Annotated in this window: 21 protein-coding genes; 9 read left to right on the top strand and 12 right to left on the bottom strand. The window is 64.9% G+C overall.

Translation table 11 applies throughout. From position 1 onward, the window contains the following. Positions 1-14: 14 nt before the first annotated feature. The 6 genes from dnaG (at position 15) to V5F89_RS11775 (ending at position 7,076) form a co-directional block, all read left to right on the top strand. The gene (dnaG, locus tag V5F89_RS11800; RefSeq protein ID WP_338445824.1) at positions 15-1,907 is read left to right on the top strand and encodes a DNA primase; all 1,893 of its coding nucleotides are present in this window, start codon (positions 15-17) and stop codon (positions 1,905-1,907) included. A gap of 10 nt (positions 1,908-1,917) precedes the next feature. Next, positions 1,918-3,942, top strand: a complete 2,025-nt coding sequence (gene rpoD, locus V5F89_RS11795) for an RNA polymerase sigma factor RpoD (protein ID WP_338445823.1) — start codon at positions 1,918-1,920, stop codon at positions 3,940-3,942. A 132-nt stretch (positions 3,943-4,074) separates the two neighbouring features. Then, complete coding sequence (gene rpiB, locus V5F89_RS11790; protein WP_338445822.1) at positions 4,075-4,512, top strand: ribose 5-phosphate isomerase B; 438 nt, start codon at positions 4,075-4,077, stop codon at positions 4,510-4,512. A gap of 8 nt (positions 4,513-4,520) precedes the next feature. Further along, positions 4,521-5,831, top strand: coding sequence for a serine hydroxymethyltransferase (gene glyA, locus V5F89_RS11785; RefSeq protein ID WP_338445821.1), 1,311 nt, complete (start codon positions 4,521-4,523; stop codon positions 5,829-5,831). A 6-nt stretch (positions 5,832-5,837) separates the two neighbouring features. Then, the gene (nrdR, locus tag V5F89_RS11780; protein ID WP_338445820.1) at positions 5,838-6,314 is read left to right on the top strand and encodes a transcriptional regulator NrdR; all 477 of its coding nucleotides are present in this window, start codon (positions 5,838-5,840) and stop codon (positions 6,312-6,314) included. A gap of 15 nt (positions 6,315-6,329) precedes the next feature. Beyond that, on the top strand, positions 6,330-7,076 hold the full coding sequence (locus V5F89_RS11775; RefSeq protein WP_338445819.1) for an RNA methyltransferase: 747 nt from the start codon (positions 6,330-6,332) through the stop codon (positions 7,074-7,076). On the opposite strand, the gene V5F89_RS11770 is transcribed toward V5F89_RS11775, so the two are convergent. Beyond that, entirely contained in the window at positions 7,073-7,384 is a 312-nt protein-coding gene (locus V5F89_RS11770; RefSeq protein ID WP_338445818.1) for a chorismate mutase, read from the bottom strand. The two genes, V5F89_RS11775 and V5F89_RS11770, sit on opposite strands and share 4 nt — an antisense overlap. A 265-nt stretch (positions 7,385-7,649) precedes the next feature. Here V5F89_RS11770 and rpsD point away from each other — a divergent pair, with 265 nt between their 5' ends. Then, the gene (gene rpsD, locus V5F89_RS11765) at positions 7,650-8,264 is read left to right on the top strand and encodes a 30S ribosomal protein S4 (RefSeq protein ID WP_338445817.1); all 615 of its coding nucleotides are present in this window, start codon (positions 7,650-7,652) and stop codon (positions 8,262-8,264) included. A 69-nt stretch (positions 8,265-8,333) separates the two neighbouring features. On the opposite strand, the gene V5F89_RS11760 is transcribed toward rpsD, so the two are convergent. The 6 genes from V5F89_RS11760 to V5F89_RS11735 all read right to left on the bottom strand — a co-directional run bounded on the left by V5F89_RS11760 (position 8,334) and on the right by V5F89_RS11735 (position 15,689). Beyond that, on the bottom strand, positions 8,334-10,322 hold the full coding sequence (locus V5F89_RS11760; RefSeq protein ID WP_338445816.1) for an alpha/beta hydrolase family protein: 1,989 nt from the start codon (positions 10,320-10,322) through the stop codon (positions 8,334-8,336). Between the two features lie 76 nt (positions 10,323-10,398). Then, positions 10,399-11,526, bottom strand: a complete 1,128-nt coding sequence (gene tgt, locus V5F89_RS11755) for a tRNA guanosine(34) transglycosylase Tgt (protein ID WP_338445815.1) — start codon at positions 11,524-11,526, stop codon at positions 10,399-10,401. After that, positions 11,526-12,512, bottom strand: a complete 987-nt coding sequence (locus V5F89_RS11750) for a DUF481 domain-containing protein (RefSeq protein ID WP_338445814.1) — start codon at positions 12,510-12,512, stop codon at positions 11,526-11,528. The genes tgt and V5F89_RS11750 overlap by 1 nt, the downstream gene beginning before the upstream one ends. After that, a complete protein-coding gene (locus V5F89_RS11745) occupies positions 12,509-13,273 on the bottom strand; it encodes an ABC transporter permease (RefSeq protein WP_338445813.1) in 765 nt (254 codons plus the stop codon). Before V5F89_RS11745 ends, V5F89_RS11750 begins: the two co-directional genes overlap by 4 nt. Beyond that, positions 13,270-14,223 carry an ABC transporter ATP-binding protein gene (locus V5F89_RS11740; RefSeq protein ID WP_338445812.1) on the bottom strand — a complete coding sequence of 318 codons (954 nt, stop codon included), beginning with the start codon at positions 14,221-14,223 and terminating at the stop codon, positions 13,270-13,272. The genes V5F89_RS11745 and V5F89_RS11740 overlap by 4 nt, the downstream gene beginning before the upstream one ends. Before the next feature lie 41 nt (positions 14,224-14,264). Continuing rightward, positions 14,265-15,689 (bottom strand): carotenoid oxygenase family protein, encoded by a 1,425-nt coding sequence (locus tag V5F89_RS11735; RefSeq protein WP_338445811.1) that lies wholly within the window; start codon positions 15,687-15,689, stop codon positions 14,265-14,267. 48 nt (positions 15,690-15,737) lie between these two features. Here V5F89_RS11735 and V5F89_RS11730 point away from each other — a divergent pair, with 48 nt between their 5' ends. Continuing rightward, entirely contained in the window at positions 15,738-16,337 is a 600-nt protein-coding gene (locus V5F89_RS11730) for a TetR/AcrR family transcriptional regulator (protein ID WP_338445810.1), read from the top strand. A gap of 66 nt (positions 16,338-16,403) precedes the next feature. On the opposite strand, the gene queA is transcribed toward V5F89_RS11730, so the two are convergent. The 5 genes from queA to V5F89_RS11705 form a co-directional block, all read right to left on the bottom strand. Continuing rightward, positions 16,404-17,432 carry a tRNA preQ1(34) S-adenosylmethionine ribosyltransferase-isomerase QueA gene (queA, locus tag V5F89_RS11725; protein ID WP_338445809.1) on the bottom strand — a complete coding sequence of 343 codons (1,029 nt, stop codon included), beginning with the start codon at positions 17,430-17,432 and terminating at the stop codon, positions 16,404-16,406. Positions 17,433-17,506: 74 nt separating this feature from the next. Then, complete coding sequence (locus tag V5F89_RS11720; protein WP_338445808.1) at positions 17,507-18,232, bottom strand: peptidylprolyl isomerase; 726 nt, start codon at positions 18,230-18,232, stop codon at positions 17,507-17,509. A gap of 124 nt (positions 18,233-18,356) precedes the next feature. Beyond that, positions 18,357-18,869, bottom strand: coding sequence for a pantetheine-phosphate adenylyltransferase (gene coaD / locus V5F89_RS11715; RefSeq protein WP_338447576.1), 513 nt, complete (start codon positions 18,867-18,869; stop codon positions 18,357-18,359). Positions 18,870-18,880: 11 nt separating this feature from the next. Continuing rightward, positions 18,881-19,789 carry a farnesyl diphosphate synthase gene (locus tag V5F89_RS11710; protein ID WP_338445807.1) on the bottom strand — a complete coding sequence of 303 codons (909 nt, stop codon included), beginning with the start codon at positions 19,787-19,789 and terminating at the stop codon, positions 18,881-18,883. Position 19,790: 1 nt separating this feature from the next. Further along, complete coding sequence (locus V5F89_RS11705) at positions 19,791-20,042, bottom strand: exodeoxyribonuclease VII small subunit (protein WP_338445806.1); 252 nt, start codon at positions 20,040-20,042, stop codon at positions 19,791-19,793. A 157-nt stretch (positions 20,043-20,199) separates the two neighbouring features. Here V5F89_RS11705 and V5F89_RS11700 point away from each other — a divergent pair, with 157 nt between their 5' ends. Next, entirely contained in the window at positions 20,200-20,880 is a 681-nt protein-coding gene (locus V5F89_RS11700; RefSeq protein WP_338445805.1) for a hypothetical protein, read from the top strand. Positions 20,881-20,888 lie beyond the last annotated feature (8 nt).

The raw sequence follows: 20,888 nt of genomic DNA, 5'->3' as shown, positions 1-20,888 counted from the left end.
CGCATTGATCGCGGATGGCGCTGACCCCACAATGGCTGGACGAGCTGCGATCGCGCATAACGCTTTCGAGCGTGATCATGCGCACGACCAAGCTCCAGCGCGCGGGGCGCGAGTGGAAGGCCTGCTGCCCGTTCCATGACGAGAAGACGCCCAGCTTCACGGTCAGCGACGAGAAGGGCTTCTATCATTGCTTCGGCTGCGGCGCGCATGGCGACGCGATCCGCTGGATGACGGACCAGCGCGGGCTGTCGTTCATGGACGCGGTGAAGGAACTTGCGGCCGAGGCGGGCATGGAAGTCCCCGCCCCCGATCCGCGCGCGGCGCAGCGAGCGCAGGAACACGCCGGGCTGCACGAGGTGATGCAGGCGGCGCAGGACTGGTTCGCCGCCAATCTCGCCGGTTCCGGCGGCGCGAAAGCACGCGACTATCTGCAGTCGCGGGGTTTCAACGCGCGAACGGTGGAGCGTTTCGGATTCGGCTACGCCCCGGCCGACCGTCAGGCGCTGAAGGCCGCGCTTTCGCAGTTCGACGAAAGCCTGCTGGTCGAAGCCGGCCTGAGGATCGCGGTCGACGATCGCGATCCCTACGACCGGTTCCGCGCGCGTCTGATGCTGCCCATCCAGGACGCGCGCGGCCGGGTGATCGCGTTCGGCGGGCGTATTCTGGACAGCGACACCAACGCGCCGAAGTATCTGAACTCGCCCGATACGCCGCTGTTCGACAAGGGGCGCACGCTCTACAACCTCCATCGCGCCGGTCCCGCTTCGCGCCGGACCGGGCGGCTGATCGTGGTCGAAGGCTATATGGACGCGATCGCCCTGGCCGCGCATGGGTTCGACGATGCCGTCGCGCCGCTGGGGACCGCGCTGACCGAGCAACAGATCGAGCTGCTTTGGCGCATGGTGGAAACCCCCGTGCTGTGCTTCGACGGCGATGCCGCCGGCCAGCGGGCCGCGATGCGGGCGATCGCACGCGCCCTGCCCCTGCTCCGCCCGGCCCACTCGCTGGCGATAGTGCGCCTGCCCACGGGCCTCGACCCCGACGACCTTCTGCGCCAGCAGGGACCGCGCGCGATGGAAAAGCTGCTCGAAGCGCCTGCGACCCTGATCGAGACGCTGTGGGATTTCGAACGCGCCGCGCAGCCCCTCGACACGCCGGAGGACAAGGCCGGCTTGAAACAGCGCCTGCTCGATCACGTGGAGAAAATCGAACATCCCGACATTCGCGCGCTGTACAAGCGCGAGTTGCTCGAGCGTTTCTCCGCCTTCGCCTTTCCCCGCCGCGAACGGGGCGGATCGCTGCCGCGAGGGCGCCAGGGCGGCGACTGGCGCAAACCGCCGATCCCCCGGCTTTCGCCCGAAGCGGCACAGCGGCTGCGCGGCGCGCAGGCGGGATCGCGCGACCAGCTTGTCTCGGCCGTCATTGCCGGACTGATGCGTTTTCCCGACGAGGCGCTGCGTCATGCCGAACAGCTCGGCCGCTTCGCGCAGCTCGATCCGAAGGCCGGCCCGGCGGTCGATGCCGTGCTGGAAGCGGTCGAAATGCTTGAACCGGGTGAAACTTTGCCCATATCGTCTCTGGATGGCCCCGTCGCGCCGCCGGATAACACCCGTTTCGCCTTCCTCGGGCAAGGCATCGATCCGCAAGTCGCGCGCGAACAGTTGGCCGAAGCCGTGGCGTTGCTGGTCGAAAGGCCCGCGCTGGAGGCTGCGCTCGCCGCAGCGACAGCGCGGTTCGAAACCGACCCGGAAGGAGCTTTCGTCGAGCAGCAGAGATTGCTTAAACGAAAGCTGGAATTCGAGCGACGACTAGGGCAGATGTCGAGCCGACGGGCTGCTTCGGCGGCCCAAGCTGATTCAACGCGTCGGGGGGGAACAGGGCCCGCCAATGGCGCAGACACGGATTGAACGCACCTTCATGGCAACCAAGTCCAAGAACTCCGAAACCGATGACGCACCGCTGATCGACCTCAACGAGGCATCGATCAAGAAGCTCATTACCCGTGCGAAGAAGCGCGGATACGTCACCGTTGACGAACTCAACGAGGCTTTGCCGCAGGATCAGATGACGACCGACCAGATCGAGGACGTGATGTCCGCGATTTCCGAAATGGGCGTCAATATCGTCGAAAACGACGAAGAGGCGGAAGCCGAAGCCGACGCGGAAAGCGAAGTCGAGGAAATCGCCGGCGATGCCGATGGCGAGGATGCCAAGCCCGCCAAGAAAGCCGCCGCGACCGCGACCAAGAAAGTCACCACGACCGACCGCACCGACGATCCGGTACGGATGTACCTGCGCGAAATGGGCGCGGTGGAACTGCTGAGCCGCGAAGGCGAGATCGCCATTGCCAAGCGGATCGAGGCCGGCCGCGACACGATGATCATCGGCCTGTGCGAAAGCCCGATCACGTTTCATGCCATCATCCAGTGGTCCGAAGCGCTCAACAGCGAAGAGATGCAGCTGCGTGAAATCCTCGATCTCGATGCCATGCTCTCCAAGGAACCGCCCGCGGACAAGATGGAAGAGGGTGCGGAGGACGACGACGGCGAGATCTCCGAAGAGACTGCCGGCCCCTCGATCCGCGACGACGACGAAAGCGACGAAGCCGCCGACGAAGACGATGAAGACGGCGAAAGCTCGCGTCAGCGCGATGATGATGACGACGAAGAAGACAACACGATGTCGCTCGCGCAGATGGAGGCCGCGCTCAAGCCCGACGCGATCGAACGGTTCGCCCGCATCACCGACCTGTTCAAGAAGTTCGAGCGGATTCAGGCGGAGCGGGTCGAGACTCTCGGCCGGGGGGAAGACTTCCCTGCGGCGAAGGAAAAGAAATACGAGAAGCTGCGCGAAGACCTCACCGCCGAGGTCGAAAGCGTGCAGTTCCATGCGACCAAGATCGAGTTCCTGGTCGACAATCTCTATGCCTTCAACCGCCGGCTGACCGCCCTCGGCGGCCAGATGCTGCGCCTTGCCGAGCGGCACAAGATCAAGCGCGTCGACTTCCTGAATGCCTATATCGGCAACGAGCTTGACGATGCCTGGCTCAAGGAACGGGCGAAGAAGGACAAGAAATGGGCCGCCTTCGCCGAGAAGGAAGCCGATGCGGTGGAACGTATTCGCGCCGAGATTTCCGACATCGCCAGCCAGACCGGCATGAGCCTGGACGAGTTCCGCCGGATCGTGAACATGGTCCAGAAGGGCGAGCGCGAGGCGCGTATCGCCAAGAAGGAAATGGTCGAGGCCAACTTGCGCCTCGTGATCTCGATCGCCAAGAAATACACCAACCGCGGCCTGCAGTTCCTCGACCTGATCCAGGAGGGGAATATCGGCCTGATGAAGGCGGTCGACAAGTTCGAGTATCGCCGCGGCTACAAGTTCAGCACGTACGCCACCTGGTGGATCCGGCAGGCCATCACCCGCTCGATCGCCGACCAGGCGCGCACGATCCGCATCCCGGTCCATATGATCGAAACGATCAACAAGCTCGTGCGGACCAGCCGCCAGTTCCTCCACGAACAGGGCCGCGAGCCGACGCCCGAGGAGATGGCGGAACGCCTCTCCATGCCGCTCGAGAAAGTCCGCAAGGTGATGAAAATCGCCAAGGAGCCGATCAGCCTCGAAACGCCGATCGGCGACGAGGAGGATTCGCACCTCGGCGATTTCATCGAGGACAAGAACGCGATCATCCCGGTGGATGCCGCGATCCAGGCGAACCTGAAGGAAACCGTCACCCGCGTGCTCGCCAGCCTCACTCCGCGCGAGGAGCGCGTGCTGCGCATGCGCTTCGGCATCGGCATGAACACCGATCACACGCTGGAGGAAGTCGGCCAGCAGTTCAGCGTGACGCGCGAACGCATCCGGCAGATCGAGGCGAAGGCCCTGCGCAAGCTCAAGCATCCGAGCCGCAGCCGCAAGATGCGCAGCTTCCTCGATCAGTAGGGGCGGCGCCGCCCCGGCGGGCCGGGCGTTCGCCGCGTTCCGGCTGCGTCGAGCAGGTGCAGGGCGAACGAACTCGGGAGAACTGTCGCTTTGCGGTGGCACACTGCGGCCGAAAGCCTTATGGGGCCGGCCATGCGTATTGCCATAGCTTCCGACCACGCGGCCATCGACATGAAAGCCGCCCTGCGCGAATGGTTGATAGAGGAAGGCCACGAAGTCGCCGACCTCGGACCGGACAGTCACGACAGCGTCGATTACCCCGACTACGGCTACAAACTGGCGGCAGTTGTCGCCGAAGGCACGGCCGAGCGCGGGATCGCACTGTGCGGTTCCGGCATCGGCATCTCGATCGCCGCCAACCGCAACCCCGGCGTGCGATGCGCGCTCGTGTCGGAACCGCTTTCCGCCCGGCTCGCGCGCGAGCATAACGATGCCAATGTGATTGCCCTGGGTGCCCGCCTGATCGGGATCGAACAGGCCAAGGCCTGCGTGGCGGCCTTCATCGGCACCGACTTCGGCGGCGGCCGCCATCAGCGCCGTGTCGACAAACTTTCAAACCCAAGCTGCTGAGAACGCCGATGACCACTGCGACCGCCTCCGACGCCGATATCATGCGCAACTTCTGGCACGACAGCCTTGCCGAAGCCGATCCCGAGATCGCCCGCGCAATCCAGGACGAACTGGGGCGCCAACGCACCAAGATCGAACTGATCGCGAGCGAGAATATCGCCAGCAAGGCGGTGCTCGAAGCGACCGGCAGCGTCCTCACCAACAAGTATGCCGAGGGGTATCCGGGCAAGCGCTACTACGGCGGCTGCGAATATGCCGACGTCGTCGAAACCCTGGCGATCGAGCGCGCGAAGCAACTGTTCGGCTGCGAGTTCGCCAACGTGCAGCCCAACAGCGGCAGCCAGATGAACCAGGCGGTGTTCCTGGCGCTGCTGGAGCCGGGCGATACGTTCATGGGCCTCGACCTCAATTCGGGCGGACACCTGACTCACGGATCGCCGGTCAACATGAGCGGCAAGTGGTTCAATGTCGTCCCGTACGGCGTTCGCAAGGACGACGAACTGCTCGACATGGAACAGGTCGAAAGGCTGGCGCACGAGCACAGGCCGAAGCTCATCATCGCCGGGGGCACGGCCTATTCGCGCCAGTGGGATTTTGCGAAGTTCCGCGAGATCGCCGATGCGGTCGGCGCCTGGCTGCTGGTCGACATGTCGCATTTCTCCGGCCTCGTCGCCGGCGGTGCACACCCCTCGCCCTTCCCCCATGCCCATGTCGTCACCACGACCACGCACAAGAGCCTGCGCGGTCCGCGTTCGGGCGTGATCCTCACCAATGACGAAGGTATCGCGAAGAAGATCAACAGCGCGGTCTTCCCGGGCATGCAGGGCGGCCCGCTGATGCATGTCGTCGCGGCCAAAGCCGTCGCCTTCCGCGAGGCGCTTCGCCCCGAGTTCAAGGCCTATGCCGCCAGCGTGGTCGAAAACGCCCGCGCGCTCGCCGCCAGCCTGGAGGAAAACGGGCTGCGGATCGTGTCCGGCGGCACCGACAACCATCTGATGCTGGTCGACCTCACGGCAAAGGACGTGACCGGCAAGGCAGCCGAAAAGGGCCTCGATCGGGCCTGGCTCACCTGCAACAAGAACGGCATTCCGTTCGACACCCGCAGCCCGTTCGTCACCAGCGGCGTTCGCCTCGGCTCGCCGGCGGGGACGACCCGCGGGTTCGGCCCGGCCGAGTTCCGCAAGGTGGGGGAACTGATCGCCGAAGTCGTGGACGGTCTCGCCAAGAATGGCCCGGAAGGCGACGCACAGGTCGAAGAGCGCGTTCGTGGCCGGGTGAGCGAGCTGTGCGAAGCCTTCCCCGTCTACCCCGGAATGTGATGCGCGATGCGATGCCCCTTCTGCGCGCATGACGACAGCCAGGTAAAGGACAGCCGCCCGGCGGAGGACGGCTCGGCCATTCGCCGCCGGCGCCAGTGCACCAGCTGCGGCGCGCGCTTCACCACGTTCGAACGCGTGCAGCTGCGCGAGGTCACGATCGTCAAGAGCGGCGAGAGGCGCGAGGTTTTCGACCGGTCGAAGCTGGAACATTCGGTCGCCCTCGCCTGCCGCAAGCGCGGCATAGAGCAGGAACGGATCGACCAGCTCGTTTCGGGGATCCAGCGCCAGGTGGAAACCGCCGGCGAAAGCGAAGTGCCCTCCACGAGAATCGGCGAACTGGTGATGGAGGGGCTGCGCCAGATCGACAGCGTCGCCTATATCCGCTTCGCCAGCGTCTATCGCGATTTCAGCGAAGCGCGCGATTTCGAAGAATTCGCCAGCTCGATCCACGATGCCGGCACGCGCGACAGAGGCGACGATTGAGTGTCGAACATTCGCATGAATGAAACCGGCGAAGGGTGCGAACGCCCCGTCATCGTGCTCGTCCGCCCGCAACTGGGGGAAAATATCGGCAAGGCCGCGCGGGCCATGCTCAATTTCGGGCTGACCGAAATGCGATTGGTGGCGCCTCGCGACGGATGGCCCAATCCGGCCGCCGGTCCGGCGGCTGCCGGGGCCGACATCGTGCTGGAACACGCGACCGTCCACGACACCCTGGCCGACGCAGTGGCGGACTGCGCGCATGTCTATGCAACGACCGTACGGAAACGGGGGGTGACCAAGCCGGTCGTCACCCCGGCACAGGCCGCGGTGGCGATCGCGGGCGCACAAGGTCGCTCGGCCATCGTTTTCGGGCCCGAGAGGTCCGGTCTCGAAACCGACGATGTCGCGCTGGCACGCGCAATTCTGACCGTTCCGATCAATCCCGAATTCGGCTCGCTCAACCTCGCCCAGGCGGTGATTCTGTGCGCTTACGAATGGTCGAAGACCCAGGCGGAGCGCGGTACGCTGGTCCAGCCGACCGACGAAGAAAGCCTCCCTCCCGCCCCGCAAGCGGACCTGGAAGGGATGATCGCGCAGCTGGAGGGCATGCTGGCGCCGCGCGGCTATTTCCTTCCAGAGAGCCGTGCCGCCGCCACGCGGCGCACGCTGCGATCGATGCTGACCAAGCCCGGGTGGAACCATCTCGAGGTCCGCACGATGCGCGGCGTTCTGTCGAGCCTCGCCAGGCCGCCGCGCGACTAACTGCGCAGGCGGTCCCACTCCTCGAACTCGTAGGCGATCGAGGTTTCCACCAGCCGATCCCAGATATCCCCGATCGCTTCGGCCGGAAGCCCGCGCGCCGCGGCATCCGCAACGGCGGCGGACACGACCGCCGCCTTGCGCCTTTCGTCGCGAACGGCGTCGCGCGACGCCTTGATCCGCGCCGCCGCGCGCATATAGCCGAAACGCCTCGCGAGCAGGGCCATCAGTTCGCGATCGGTGGCATCGACGCCCGCGCGCACCTCGCCCATGTCGGTGCAGGCGTCGGGTTGTTTGAACGTATCGGTCATGGAGAGCGCCCTGCCTTGCGTTGCTTCGCTTGTCGAGCACCCATGGCGGGTTGCGCCGGCGCATTCGCCCCATATTCCGATCCGCCCCTTGACCGCGCATCCGATCCTGCTAATGGCGCGCCTTCGCGAATTGGCTCCGCATCCCGGTGAAGCGGCGGCCGCGTCTGAGGTTTTTTGCTCAGGCGGTGCGATGCCGGGTTCAATGGTCGGTCCCGCCCCGATGGTCGGTGCGGGAGGCGATCCAGCAAATCGAAGGATACGACATATGTCGAAGCGCAAGAGCGCCAAGTACAAACTCGACCGCCGGATGGGCGAAAACATCTGGGGTCGCCCGAACTCCCCGGTCAACAAGCGTTCCTACGGCCCCGGCCAGCACGGCCAGCGCCGCAAGGGCAAGATGAGCGACTACGGCCTGCAGCTGCGCGCCAAGCAGAAGCTCAAGGGCTACTACGGCGACGTGACCGAGAAGCAGTTCAAGCGCACTTATCAGGAAGCGTCCCGGATGAAGGGCGACACCAGCCAGAACCTGATCGGCCTGCTGGAGCAGCGTCTGGACATGGTCGTCTATCGCGCCAAGTTCGCGCCGACGATCTTCGCTGCGCGCCAGATCGTCAGCCACGGGCACATTCGCGTCAACGGCGTGAAGTGCAACATCGCGAGCCGCCGCATCAACGTCGGCGACGTCGTCAGCCTGGGGGACAAGGCCAAGGAAATGGCGCTGGTGATCGAGGCGCAGAGCCTGCCCGAGCGCGACATTCCCGACTACGTGGCCCCCGACGGCACCGACAAGGTCACTTTCACGCGCGTCCCGACGCTCGACGAAGTGCCCTATCCGGTGACGATGGAACCGAACCTGGTGGTCGAGTTCTACTCGCGCTGATCCGGTTCGATACCGAACAAGCGAAAGGGCGGTCCCGCGGGGCCGCCCTTTCTCGTTCGGGCGTCGAGGTTACCCGTCCAGAGCGGCGGTCAGAAAGGCATCGATCTCACGCAACATGCGCTGACGGGCCGAGCTGGAATCGAGGTAGTGATCGAGATCTTCGAACTCGGTGTATTGCACCGACTTTCCCGCTTTCTCCAGGCGATCCTTCATCTGCCGCGACTGACGGACGCCGACGTTCTGGTCGAGCGTGCCGTGGAACAGCAGCACCGGTGCGTTGAAAGATTCGGCATTGCGTGCAGGACTGCCCGCCTCCACATGCGGCCCGTCGCCGATGAAATTGTCGACGAGACTATAATTGGTGAAATGGCGTGCCTCCGCGCGCAGCTCGTCGAGGTCGGTTACCGGAGCGATGGCAACGACGGCCTGGTAGAGCTGCGGATCGAGAACCTGCGATTGCAGCGCCGCATATCCGCCGTAGGACCATCCGGCGATTGCCAGGCGATCGGGGTCGGCAATTCCTTCCGCGATCAGCCAGCGCCCCGCATCGTTCACGTCGCCGACTGCGGTTCGCCAGGCCTGGAAACCATTGCGACCGAACCAGGCCGCGCCATATCCGGCCGAGCCGCGAAAGTTGGGCTGAAGCACTGCATAGCCGCGCGCCGCGAAGAACTGCACGATCCAGTCGAACCCCCATTCGTCGCGTGCGCCGGGGCCGCCGTGCGGCAGGACTACGGCGGGAAGATTCCGCTTGTCGCCGCCTCCCACCGGCATCGTCAGATAACCGGGTATCATCGTTCCATCCGCGGCGGGGAACTGGATGTGCGACATCGTGGCCATGGGCCGCTGGTGCAGCTCTTCGCGCATGGGCAGGATCGGATTGAGCTCCCCCTTGTGCCGGTCGAGAACATACGACATGCCGGGATCGACGTCGCTCGATGCGATAAGCAGCAGCTTGCTCTCGTCGGCGCTGGAATCGACGATATCGATCAGTGGCTTGCCTGGCAGCGCGGCGGAAAGGCTTTCGGCAAGCGCCGCCAGTTCCGGATCGAAATAGACGACTTCGCGCTTCTCGGTGGCATAGCTCGCACCGACCACGCGGTTCTTGCGGCCGATACGGATGAGACTGTCGACATCGACATCATCGCGCCCCAGAACCTTCTGGCTGGCGAGCGATCCGTCCAGGGCGACCGAGAAGATGGCATCGTACCCATCCACCTCGCTGAAGCCGTAAGCGACATCCTTTGCCGTATCGACCGCGGCCGGGTGAAACTCGGCCAGAATCTTGTCTTCCCCTTCCGGACTGGAGAGCCGCTCCCATCGATCGGAATCGCGGGTGCGATAGTAATAGATCGCGTCTTGCGACAGCCTGCCGAACGAATCGAGTGGGCGCCTGGCCTTGATCCTGACGCGGCCGTTTTCGTCTGCGATATAGCCGACCGCACCGTCGTCCGGCGGTTCGACCCGACGCCTGGCCAGCGTGTTGATATCGACCTCCTCGGCCCCCAGCCCGCTGTCCTTGTTTGCCAACCGGGTGCCGATCGTCGTTTCCTCCACCCACTGGCGGGTCATCAGGATCTTGCTGTCGCTCCCTTCGATATCGAGCGCGAGCACGGTCCCGCCGTGCTGCATCGGCCCCAGCGCCCGCCATGTCGTGGATCGCGAAAGCAGGTCGAGATCGCTTCCGTCGGCTCCGATGGCGATCATTCGCGTATACCCCAGCAGCGCGTTGCTGGATTGGCCGATACCGTAGAAGCGGCAGACGAGACGGTCGTCGGTAACCCATTTGCAGTTGAGCAGATCAAGACGCGGTTCGGTATTGCGAGCGATCGGCCGCGGCACTGCATCGCCTTCGAGGTCCACGATGTAGAGGATTTCGCCGCTGTCCTGGTGCGGCGCGATATAGGCGATCTTCGAGCCTGATGGGCTAAGGCTGATATGCTCGACCGACTGGCGTGCCCCGAAGATGCGGGCCGCCTCTTCCGCCGTTTCGGCTCTCGCCGTTCCGGCAAGCAGCAGCGCGGCCGCGATCGCGACTATACCCCCAAGATATTGCACCGAAAGTCCCCCCTATAGCGGTGTGCTTTGGAGCATAGTTGCAAAGAGCGACGGCGCTTTGCAAGCCGAATACCGGTCAACCGAGGTAATCGCGCCTGAAATCGGCCGCGAAACGCGCAAAGGCGCCGTCCGCGATTGCGCCGCGCATGGCCGCCATCAGCTGCTGGTAGAAAGCCAGGTTGTGTTCGGTCGTCAGCATCGCGCCGAGGATTTCGCCGGCCTTGTGCAAGTGGTGGAGATAGGCGCGCGAATAGTTTGCGCAGACAGGGCAGGCGCATCTCGGATCGAGCGGCGTGCTGTCTTCGGCATGGCGCGCGTTGCGCAGGTTCAGCGGTCCGTTCCAGGTGAATGCCTGGCCGTTGCGGCCGGAGCGTGTCGGGAGGACGCAGTCGAACATGTCTATCCCCCGCTCGACTGCGCCGACCAGGTCGTCGGGCTTGCCGACGCCCATAAGGTAGCGCGGGCGGTCCTGCGGTAACATGTCAGGCGCGAAGTCGAGCGTCGCGAACATGGCGTCCTGCCCCTCCCCCACGGCAAGGCCGCCCACCGCGTAACCGTCGAAGCCGATGTCGATCAGCTTTTCTGCGGAGATGCGCCGCAGGTCCTCGTCGAGCGCGCCCTGCTGAATGCCGAACAGCGCGGCGCCTTGCGCATGTTCGCCGCCGTGATCGAACGCATCCCGGCTGCGCCGTGCCCAGCGCATCGACAGTTCCATCGATGCCGCGATCTCGTCGCGCGGGCGATCGGCCCGCGGGCATTCGTCGAACGCCATGACAATATCCGAACCGAGAAGCCGTTGAATCTCCATCGACCGTTCGGGCGAAAGCATGTGCCGCGCCCCGTCGATGTGGCTGCGGAATTCCACCCCGTCTTCGGTCAGCTTGCGCAGCGCGGCAAGGCTCATCACCTGATAGCCGCCGCTGTCGGTGAGGATGGGGCGGTGCCAGTTCATGAATGTGTGCAACCCGCCGAGCCGGGCGACCCGATCCGCGCCGGGGCGCAGCATCAGATGATAGGTATTGCCCAGCAGGATGTCGGCGCCGGTCGCGCGAACCGTCTCCGGCTTCATCGCCTTGACCGTCGCCGCCGTGCCGACCGGCATGAAGGCCGGCGTGCGGATCTCTCCGCGACGCATGGCGATCATGCCTGTACGGGCCTTGCCGTCGACAGCGTCGACCCGAAAAGCGAATCTTGGCGCGGCCATCAGAAGTCGTAGACGAGAGTCAGCCGGGTGATCGTATCGGTCGAGACTTTCCCCGCCGGGGGTTTGCTGTCGTAATCGACGGCATAAGTCACGCGCGAACGGAGCCGGTCGCTAACCTTGGCGTCCAGCCCGGTGACAAGGTTGAGCGTGGTTCGCGTGGAATCGACGATCACCGTCGCCGCGCCGCCCGTCTCGGCAACCATATTGGCATCCTGGGTGAAGGTCAGGCGTTCGGCAATCCGCCAGTCGAAATCGAAACCGAACAGGGCCGCAAGGCGGGTTTCGTTTTCCCCTTCCTCGAAATCGGTCAAACGCAAGGCGGGGCCGGCCTTGACCGATAGCTTCAGATCGGCGCTATTGGCGACCTGGTAGCCGACGCCGCCCGAAACCGCGTAGCGCCCGGTGAAACCCTGCAGCGCATTGCGTTCGTACTGCGCCAACCCATAGAAAAACAGCTCGTCGCTCGTCTGGTAACGCGGCTCGTAGGCAAAAAGAAACTGCTCGCGGCTCGTGACTCCGTTCGAACGCTGATAGTCGGCGGTGGCGCGCAGCGCGTGGCTCCAGTCCTTGCCCTGGCGCTTGAGTTTGAGGCCTGCAGACAAGCCGATATTGTTGCTGTTGCCGCTCGAATCGAAGCCGCCAAGCTGCCCTTCGCCGCTCCACAGATCGAACAGTCCGGCTTCCTCGATCTTGCGCGCCTTCTCTTCCCGCGCGAGACGGGCGGCTTCGGCTCGCCGGGTCTTCCACCCCTTCTCGATCGTGTCGATTTCTTCCGCACCGTCGGGATGGGTCTGCCGCGCCAGGGCGAGAACGGTCTTGATCTTGCCCTCATCGCCGGTCTCCATGGCCGCCTCGATCATGGCGCGCACCCCTTCCGGCAATTCGGCGCGCGCGGGCGTGGGCAATGCCAGTGCCAGGATTGCGGCCCCGATTGCGATCAGCGGAAACATTTGCTTCGGCATGACGTCAACGGGGTAGCGAGTCATGTCCTGAGACGCCAGCCCGTGCGGAAGATCACTGCGATGATTGCCACGCAAACTGCGAGGAAACCCAGTGTGAGGCCGAACGAAATGCCGATGGATACGTCGGACTCGCCGTAAAACGTCCAGCGCAGTCCGCTGACGAGATAGACGATCGGATTGGCGAGCGCGATCTTGTCCCACGGCGAGGGGAGCATGTCGATCGAATAGAAAGTCCCGCCGAGGAAGGTGAGCGGGGTCAGGATCAGAAGGGGGACCATCTGCAGTTTCTCGAACCCTTCTGCCCAGACGCCGAGGATGAAGCCGAGCAACGAGAAACTGGCCGCGACCAGCATGATATAGACCAACGCGAACAAAGGATGGGCAATCGAATAGTCGACGAACAGCATGGCGGTGACCAGGATGATCGCGGCCAGGATCAGGCTCTTGGTCGCGGCCGCCCCGACGAAGCCCAGCAGCGTCTCGACCACTCCGACGGGGGCCGACAGCAGTTCGTAGATCGACCCGGTGAACTTGGGCATGTAAATGCCGAAACTTGCATTGCTGGTGCTTTCCGACAGCAGCGTCAGCATCAGCAGGCCGGGCACGATGAAGGCGCCGTAATCGACCCCGCCGACTTCGGAAATGCGCCCGCCGATAGCGGCTCCGAACACGATGAAATAAAGGCTCGTGGTCAGGACCGGCGAGACGATCGAGCCGAACACGGTGCGGCGAAAACGTGAAAGCTCGTTGCGGTAGATTGCGAGCGTGGAACGCCAATTGATCATGCTGCCAGCCCCTGCCGTTCGACCAGGTCGACGAAGATGTCTTCCAGGCTCGATTCCTTCTGCTCCAGCGCGGTGAAGGCGACCCCGCTATGGACCAGCGCGGTTGCGATTGCCGCGACTTCCGCCTTGCCTTTTCCGGTCCCGTCGCCGCCGCGATAACACAAGATTGCGCCATCGTCGGCAAGAGTGACCGGATAGGAACCGAGCGCGTCGGGTATCTGCGCAATCGGGCTGGCGAGGATGAAATGCGCCTCCGTCCGGCCCAGCCGCTTCATCATCTCGGCTTTCTCGTCGACCAGCAGCAGGCGGCCCTTGTCGATCACGCCGACCCGATCGGCCATTTCCTCGGCTTCCTCGATATAATGTGTCGTAAGGATCACGGTGACGCCCTGTTCGCGCAGGCTGTCTATCTGGCGCCACATGTCGCGCCGAAGCTCCACGTCCACGCCGGCTGTCGGCTCGTCGAGAAACAGCAACTCGGGATCATGCGCCAGCGCCTTGGCGATCAGCACGCGGCGCTTCATCCCGCCCGAGAGCTTGCGGATTTCCTCGTCGCGCTTGTCCCACAGGCTGAGCGAGCGCAGGACTTCCTCGATCCGGGCCGGATCGGGAGCGCGGCCGAACAATCCGCGCGAATAGCCGATCTGGCGTTCCACCGTATCGAACATGTCGAAACCCAGTTCCTGCGGCACCAACCCGATGCGTTTGCGTGCAGTCCGCCAACTGTCGGACAAGTTCTCGCCAAATGCGTGGATCGTCCCCGAAGTGACGCGCACCATACCGCAAACGGCCCCGATCAGCGTGGTCTTGCCCGCGCCGTTTGGGCCGAGGAGAGCGAAGATTTCTCCGCGCCGGATGGTCAGGTCGACATTGTCGAGGGCTTTCAGCCCGCCCGGATAGACCTTGGTCAACCCGTTGATATCGAGGATCGGTTCGTGAATCGGTTCCATAGGCGGCGGACAATCGCCGCCTTGTCCGCGATTGCCAAGTGCTAAACGACCGGCATCCAGTTGCCGTGAAAACCGGGGGGAACGCGGTGCGGAATATGCACCCGCGCGACATCTTCCAGCGTGCTCGCGTCCAGAATTGCAAGGTCCGTCACGCAGTTGGCGCGATCGATCACCAGGCCCATCATCCAGCCATCGCCCTCCGGCGCATCCGGCCCGCGCGGCACGAATACGAATTCGCCGGGCACTGCGTTCTCGCCGAACGAGCGGGAGATCGTGTCTCCGCTTGCGAGGTCGTGGCGATAGAGCGGCGCGGCTGCGAAGAACTCCGCGCTCGCATCGTCGGGCAGGCCCACGGTCCAGACATAGCGATATGGGCGCGTGAAGAAGCGTTCGTCGGGCCGGGGAAACTCCTGCGGCACGCCGCTCAGAATGCGGCGTTCCACCGCTATGGCAGCGGGATCGATCGTCCAGCGCTCCAGCCCCAGGTTGCGGCCGAAGGGCCCGGCCATCGGCCCGTCGAACATCGTTTCGTATGGGCAGCAATCGACCACGACCCGGCCCGCCTCGTCCTCGAAGCTGTTGGCGACATGGAAGAGATAGGCGGGATCGACGCTGTGCCAGGTGATCGCATCGGCATCGCCCGCACGCGGCAGCAGGCCCACGCGCGCAGTGTGGGAAGGATTCCAGCGATAGGGGAACCTGTGGCCGGCGATCAGCGCTTTCATCGAAAAGGTCACCGGAAGATCGAAAATCACGACGTAGGACGGTGTGAGCGCGCAATCGTGGATCGAAGGGCCGTGCTCTACCGCGATCGGCAATTCGCGGATCACCTTGCCCGCAGGGTCGAGCGCCACATGGGTTATCCAGCCCGGATTGCCGGCGTCGTAACAGATCGCATGGTACTCCCCGGTGGCCGGGTCGCGATGCGGATGGGCGGTGAACGATCCGGCCAGCCCGCCGCCGAAATCGCTGTAAGCCACCGTCTCCAAATCGCCCGAAAGCTCGGCCGGGTACGACCCGGCTTCCACCAGCGCCAGGATTTGCGATCCGAAAGCGATCACATTGGTGTTGACGTTATCGCTCATCCCCCGGCGCGGCCCGGGTGCCGCCGGCAAGCCGGCGACATCCTCCAGCGCGCGGGACCGGATATAGCGATTGCGATACCACTCGGCCCGACCACCCGACAGACGCACGCCGTGCACCATGCCTTCGCCGACGAACCAGTGATGACCGCGCGGATCGGCAAATTGCGGGTTCGGACCGATGCGAACATAGCGACCGTCGAGCTGCGCGGGAATCGTGCCCGTCGCCGGCAGGTCTTCCAGCGTCAGCTCCTCGCGCATGGGGGCGTGCAGGCCGGCGGTAAAGGGATTGTCGGACTTGAGCCCGATGCGATTGATTCCGGCCAGCTTGCCGATACCCGCGGTCACCGCGCCGCGGATGGTCTTTTCCAGAACGCTTGTCATGCCCGACTCCGATGGCTAGTCCATGTAAACAGCGTCAACATATCGGCTATGTCAACAGTGTCAACATCGCAATCCCCCTACCATCACGGCGCCCTGCGCGAAGCTCTGATCGAAGCCGGCTTGCGCGCGCTCGAGGCGGCGGAGGGCGGCGCGATCTCCCTGCGCGAACTGGCCCGCGAAGTGGGCGTTTCGCCGGCCGCGGTCTATCGCCACTTCCCCAACAAGAGCGCCCTTCTCGCGGCGCTGGGAGAAGCCGGGCTCGCCAGGCTCGGTGCCGCGCAGGAACAGGCCTGTGCCGCGGCAGGCGGCGATCGCGCCGGCTTCGCAGCGACCGGCCGGGCCTATGTCCGCTTCGCCCTTGCGAATCCGGCGCTGTTCCGGCTGATTTTCACCCATGGCGAGACGGGATCCGCGCAGAGGGACAAGACCGATCCCGCCTGGGACCTGCTGAAGCGAAGCACCGTTGCGCTCGCGGGCGAAGGGCCGGCGGCCGAGCGCCTTGCACTGCAGGCGTGGTCGATCGTCCACGGGCTGGCGATGCTCATGCTCGATGGGCGGTTGCCCGCCGACGAGACATTGATAGACCGCGTGATCGACCCCGAAACGCTCTTCCCTGGTGCAGCTTCGCGCCAGAATCGGTTTCATTGAGACGGCACCGGCCCGCGGCGCGGCTATTCCCCGCCGCCTCATCCCAAGGCAGGAGACGAAGTGTCCTCAGGGCAAGAGGAGGCTGCTATCACCGTAGCTGTAGAACCGGTATTTCCGCTCTATCGCGTGGGAATAGACGGCCTGCATCCGCTCGCGCCCCATCAACGCGCTGACGAGCATGAACAGCGTGGATTTCGGCAAGTGGAAATTGGTCATCAACCCGTCGATCGCGCGAAAGACATATCCGGGGGTGATGAAGATCGCGGTGTCCCCTTCGAAAGGCCGGATCGTCCCCTCGGAATCGGCCGCGCTTTCGAGCAGGCGCAGGCTCGTCGTGCCGACGGCGATCACACGCCGCCCCTCGCGCCGTGCAGCGTTGAGCCGATCGGCGGTCGCGGCCTCGATCCGGCCCCATTCGCTATGCATCCGGTGGTCGTCGGTATCCTCCACCTTGACCGGCAGGAACGTCCCCGCGCCGACATGCAGCGTCAATGTCTCGCGAGCGACACCACGCGCGTCGAGCGCGGCGATCAGTTCCGGCGTAAAGTGGAGCGCGGCGGTCGGGGCGGCAACCGCTCCGTCGTGCGCGGCGAACATCGTCTGATAATCCTTCGCATCGCGCTCGTCCGGGGGCCTCTTGCCGGCGATATAGGGCGGCAGCGGCATACGTCCGGCACGCTCCAGCAGCACTTCGACCGGCTCGTCCCCTTCGAAGGCAAAGGTGAGGCTGCCGTCGGCATGGCGTTCCTCGACGATGGCGGCGACGTCACCGCCGAACTCCACCCGATCGCCCTCGCGGCATCGCCTCGCATTGCGTGCGAAGGCTTGCCAGCGGCGCAAGTCGACTCGCTTGTGGAGCGTCACGCCGATCCGCGCATCGCCACGCCGCCCCTCAAGCTGTGCCGGAATGACGCGCGTGTCGTTGAACACCAGGACATCGCCCGGAGCGAGAATATCGGGCAGATCGCGCACTATGCGATCGGCAAAGTCCCTATCGCCGTCGACCACCAGCATCCGTGCCGAATCGCGCGGCACGGCAGGACGCAGCGCGATCAGGTCCTGCGGCAGCTCGAAATCGAAAAGGTCGATGCGCATGCGACGTCAATCCCGTGTCCGGCGCGTCACGGCCGGAGAACCGCACCGGCCGCCCCGCAACGCCGATGGCGGCGCTATTGCCCCTCGACCTGCTCAACCGGCGCGCCGAGCATCTCGGCAGTGATCTCTTCCTGTGGCGCCGCCGGCGCTTGCGCGGCGGGCCGGCCCTTGTTGTCGGCTGCGATCGATGCCTGAAGGATGCGCGTGGGATTGGCGGGCGGTTCGCCGCGCGCAATCGCATCGACCGCTGCCATGTTTCCGATGACCCGACCGAAATTGGTATAGCGCTTGTCCAGCGCGAAACGCGGATAGAAGACGATGAAGAACTGGCTGTTGGCGCTGTTCTCGTCCTGCGCGCGCGCCATCGCGACCGTGCCGCGAACATGCGGCATCGGGTTGAACTCCGCTTCCAGGTCGGGGAGATTGGAACCGCCCTGCCCCGTGCCGGTCGGGTCGCCGGTCTGCGCCATGAACCCGTCGATCACGCGGTGGAAGATCACGCCGTCGTAGAAGCCCTGGCGGGTGAGCGTCTTGATCCGTTCGACATGGTTGGGCGCCCAGCTCGGCATCAGGCGGATCGCGACCCGCTCCCCGGTCGACAAGTCGAGCAGGAGAATATTCTCGCGATCTTCCTCAACGTTGTAGTTGATCGGCTGGTAGACCCGCGCCGACTGGGTGTTCGAGACCGCCTCCTCCTCGGTCCCGACACTCTCCTCGAACGGGTTGTCCTGTGCGGAAGCGATCGGGGGGGCGGCGACCAGCGACAGCAGGGCCGCGGCGGCAATCAGGCATCTGGACATGGAATTCCCGTGGTCGAATTGGCAAAGACGTCGAAACAGAAAATGGAAATAGACGATTGGCCGCCAGCATCTAGCGGCGGGGGACTGTCGGTTCAATGAATGATGCGGCAGGCACTACCCGCAATCAATAGTCCCCCCTGCGCCCGAGTTTCTCGACACGCGCCACGACCTCGTCGCGGACTTCCGGGCTGACGAAAGGCGAAATGTCGCCGCCGAACACCGCGATTTCCTTGACCAGCTTCGAAGCGATCGGCTGCAGCGAGACATCCGCCATCAGGAAGACGGTTTCTATCCGGTCGTCGAGCTGCTGGTTCATGCCCGCCATCTGGTATTCGTACTCGAAGTCGGCGACGGCGCGCAGTCCGCGCACGATCACGCTGGCCCCCTGTTTGCGCGCGAATTTCATCAGCAGCGCGTTGAATCCCACCACGTCGACGTTGTCGAGCCCGAGCGCATCGACTTCGCGCCGGACCATCGCCATCCGTTCCTCCGGTGTGAACATCGGATCCTTGGAAGGATTGGTGGTCACGCCGATGATCAGGCGGTCCACCAGCTTGCTGCCGCGCCGGATGATATCGGCATGGCCCAGCGTTATCGGATCGAACGTGCCCGGATAGACACCGATCCGCTCCCCCATTTCCTTGGCACTCACCTGTCTCTCTCCACGATGAACCGCGCCAGAGCGCGCAGCAGGTCCGCCTCGGTGCCATAGGGCGCGAGGTGGCCGACCGCCTGCTCGATCAGCGCATGCGCCTGGTGGCGCGCCTTTTCGACGCCCATCAGCGTCACGAAAGTCTGCTTGCCCTGCTCGTCGTCCTTGCGCAGGGCCTTGCCTGCCTTGTTCTCGTCGCCCTCGTGATCGAGCAGATCGTCGGCAATCTGGAAGGCAAGGCCGATATCGCGGGCATAGTTGCGCAACGGCGCGCGGGAATCGCCCGGCACACGGCCGAGAATGGCGCCCATTTCCACTGCGGCGGACAGCAAGGCCCCGGTCTTGAGCTGTTGCAGCCGGGTGATCGCGTGCAGATCGTAATCCTGGCCGACGGCGGCGATGTCCATCATCTGCCCACCCGCCATGCCGCCCATGCCGCTGGCCGAAGCCAGCGTCGCGACCAGCTCGGCGCGCACGAACGGGTCGCCGACGGTTTCAGGCATCGACAGCACTTCGAAGGCGAAGGCGTGGAGCGCGTCGCCCGCAAGCACGGCCGTCGCCTCGTCGAACCGGCGATGCAGGGTCGGCTTGCCGTGGCGCAGATCGTCATCGTCCATGCACGGCAGGTCGTCGTGAATCAGCGAATAGACATGGATCGCCTCGATCGCACAGCCGCAACGCACCGCGGTTTCGCGAGCGACCCCGTACATCCCGGCCGTCGCCGCAAGGAGCAGCGGGCGCACGCGCTTGCCGCCGCCGATCGTGGCGTAGCGCATCGCCTCCACCAGGCGGGCTCGCGCGTCGTCGGGGATCGGCAGCAGTTCGTCGAAGAGGTCGTCGACCTCTCGCTGTATGCGGGCGAGGCCATCGGCCAGCAGGTTGGCCCGATCGCCGACGAGCTGCATCTCAGCTCGCCGCGTCGAAGGGTGCGGTTCCGCGTGCCTGACCGTCCGCGCCCTGGACGATCTTTTCGATCCGGGCCTGCGCGGCATCCAGCCGGGCCTGACAATGCTGTCGCAACTGCTCGCCCCGTTCGTAGAGCGCGATCGATTCGTCCAGCGCCGCCTCGCCCCCTTCCAGTTTCCTGACGATTTCCTCCAGCGCTTTCAGCGCGTCTTCGAAGGTCATGCCGGCAATATCGGGTGCGTCCTTGGTCATGGCGATAGAGCATTGACGCCCGCCCGGAGCTTGGTCAAGTTGACAGCGAAAAGGGGAACGGGGAATGGCGGGGATCTCGACCGGCAGAGCGGTCATGTGCCTCGGGCTTCCAGATGCGCCGCATTCGGAAGCCACAGGTTCGACCGGGCGCCGCTAGATGTTCATCGGGCACTGGTCCGCCGCCTTTATCGCCGGTGCCGCCAGCAGGCGGGCGCCGAAGCTCGGCACCCTGTTCGTCGCCGCCCAGCTGGTCGACTGGGCGTTCTTCGCCTTCGCGATCGTGGGGATAGAGAAGCTGCGGATCGTCCCCGGAGCCACGGCGATGAACCCGCTCGATCTCTACCACATGCCCTATACGCACAGCCTTGCCGGCAATGCACTGTGGGCGCTCGCCTTCGCGCTGGCGCTGTTCGTGTGGCGGCGCGATGCCGCGACCGCGCTGATCGGCGGTGCGGTCGTGTTGTCGCACTGGCTGCTCGACCTGCTCGTGCATCGCCCCGATCTCACCCTTGCCGGCGGGGAGCGGAAGCTGGGCTTCGGCCTGTGGGATCACCCCCAGATCGCCATCCCGCTGGAACTTGCGCTGACGGTGGGGGCGTTCGCGATCTATCTGCGGCGCACGCGCGGACCGGCCGGGCCGCCGATCGTTCTGCTGGCGCTGTTGCTGGCAATGCAGGCCGTCAACTGGTTCGGCCCGCAGCCGCAGTCCGCGGGGGCCGGATTTCACCTGCTCGCCCTCGTCGCCTTCGGAGCGGCCACCTGGGCCGCGTGGTGGGTCGGCGAGACGCGATGGCACAAGCGCGAGATGGGGCTGGCCGTGCCGACCTGGCGCCGCTGACCGGATCG

The organism is Pelagerythrobacter marensis, assembly GCF_036700095.1.
Classification (GTDB): Bacteria; Pseudomonadota; Alphaproteobacteria; order Sphingomonadales; family Sphingomonadaceae; genus Pelagerythrobacter; species Pelagerythrobacter marensis_A.
Note: the sequence above shows the minus strand (reverse complement) of the source record. Positions and strands in the feature narration are given on the sequence as shown.

Bases quoted from the DNA above. Each gene is read 5' to 3' on its own strand.
- dnaG (WP_338445824.1), top strand. From the start codon at position 15: ATGGCGCTGACCCCACAATGGCTGGACGAGCTGCGATCGCGCATAACG.
- rpoD (WP_338445823.1), top strand. From the start codon at position 1,918: ATGGCAACCAAGTCCAAGAACTCCGAAACCGATGACGCACCGCTGATC.
- rpiB (WP_338445822.1), top strand. From the start codon at position 4,075: ATGCGTATTGCCATAGCTTCCGACCACGCGGCCATCGACATGAAAGCC.
- glyA (WP_338445821.1), top strand. From the start codon at position 4,521: ATGACCACTGCGACCGCCTCCGACGCCGATATCATGCGCAACTTCTGG.
- nrdR (WP_338445820.1), top strand. From the start codon at position 5,838: ATGCGATGCCCCTTCTGCGCGCATGACGACAGCCAGGTAAAGGACAGC.
- V5F89_RS11775 (WP_338445819.1), top strand. From the start codon at position 6,330: ATGAATGAAACCGGCGAAGGGTGCGAACGCCCCGTCATCGTGCTCGTC.
- V5F89_RS11770 (WP_338445818.1), bottom strand. From the start codon at position 7,384: ATGACCGATACGTTCAAACAACCCGACGCCTGCACCGACATGGGCGAG.
- rpsD (WP_338445817.1), top strand. From the start codon at position 7,650: ATGTCGAAGCGCAAGAGCGCCAAGTACAAACTCGACCGCCGGATGGGC.
- tgt (WP_338445815.1), bottom strand. From the start codon at position 11,526: ATGGCCGCGCCAAGATTCGCTTTTCGGGTCGACGCTGTCGACGGCAAG.
- V5F89_RS11750 (WP_338445814.1), bottom strand. From the start codon at position 12,512: ATGACTCGCTACCCCGTTGACGTCATGCCGAAGCAAATGTTTCCGCTG.
- V5F89_RS11745 (WP_338445813.1), bottom strand. From the start codon at position 13,273: ATGATCAATTGGCGTTCCACGCTCGCAATCTACCGCAACGAGCTTTCA.
- V5F89_RS11740 (WP_338445812.1), bottom strand. From the start codon at position 14,223: ATGGAACCGATTCACGAACCGATCCTCGATATCAACGGGTTGACCAAG.
- V5F89_RS11735 (WP_338445811.1), bottom strand. From the start codon at position 15,689: ATGACAAGCGTTCTGGAAAAGACCATCCGCGGCGCGGTGACCGCGGGT.
- V5F89_RS11730 (WP_338445810.1), top strand. From the start codon at position 15,738: ATGTCAACAGTGTCAACATCGCAATCCCCCTACCATCACGGCGCCCTG.
- queA (WP_338445809.1), bottom strand. From the start codon at position 17,432: ATGCGCATCGACCTTTTCGATTTCGAGCTGCCGCAGGACCTGATCGCG.
- V5F89_RS11720 (WP_338445808.1), bottom strand. From the start codon at position 18,232: ATGTCCAGATGCCTGATTGCCGCCGCGGCCCTGCTGTCGCTGGTCGCC.
- coaD (WP_338447576.1), bottom strand. From the start codon at position 18,869: ATGGGGGAGCGGATCGGTGTCTATCCGGGCACGTTCGATCCGATAACG.
- V5F89_RS11710 (WP_338445807.1), bottom strand. From the start codon at position 19,789: ATGCAGCTCGTCGGCGATCGGGCCAACCTGCTGGCCGATGGCCTCGCC.
- V5F89_RS11705 (WP_338445806.1), bottom strand. From the start codon at position 20,042: ATGACCAAGGACGCACCCGATATTGCCGGCATGACCTTCGAAGACGCG.
- V5F89_RS11700 (WP_338445805.1), top strand. From the start codon at position 20,200: ATGTTCATCGGGCACTGGTCCGCCGCCTTTATCGCCGGTGCCGCCAGC.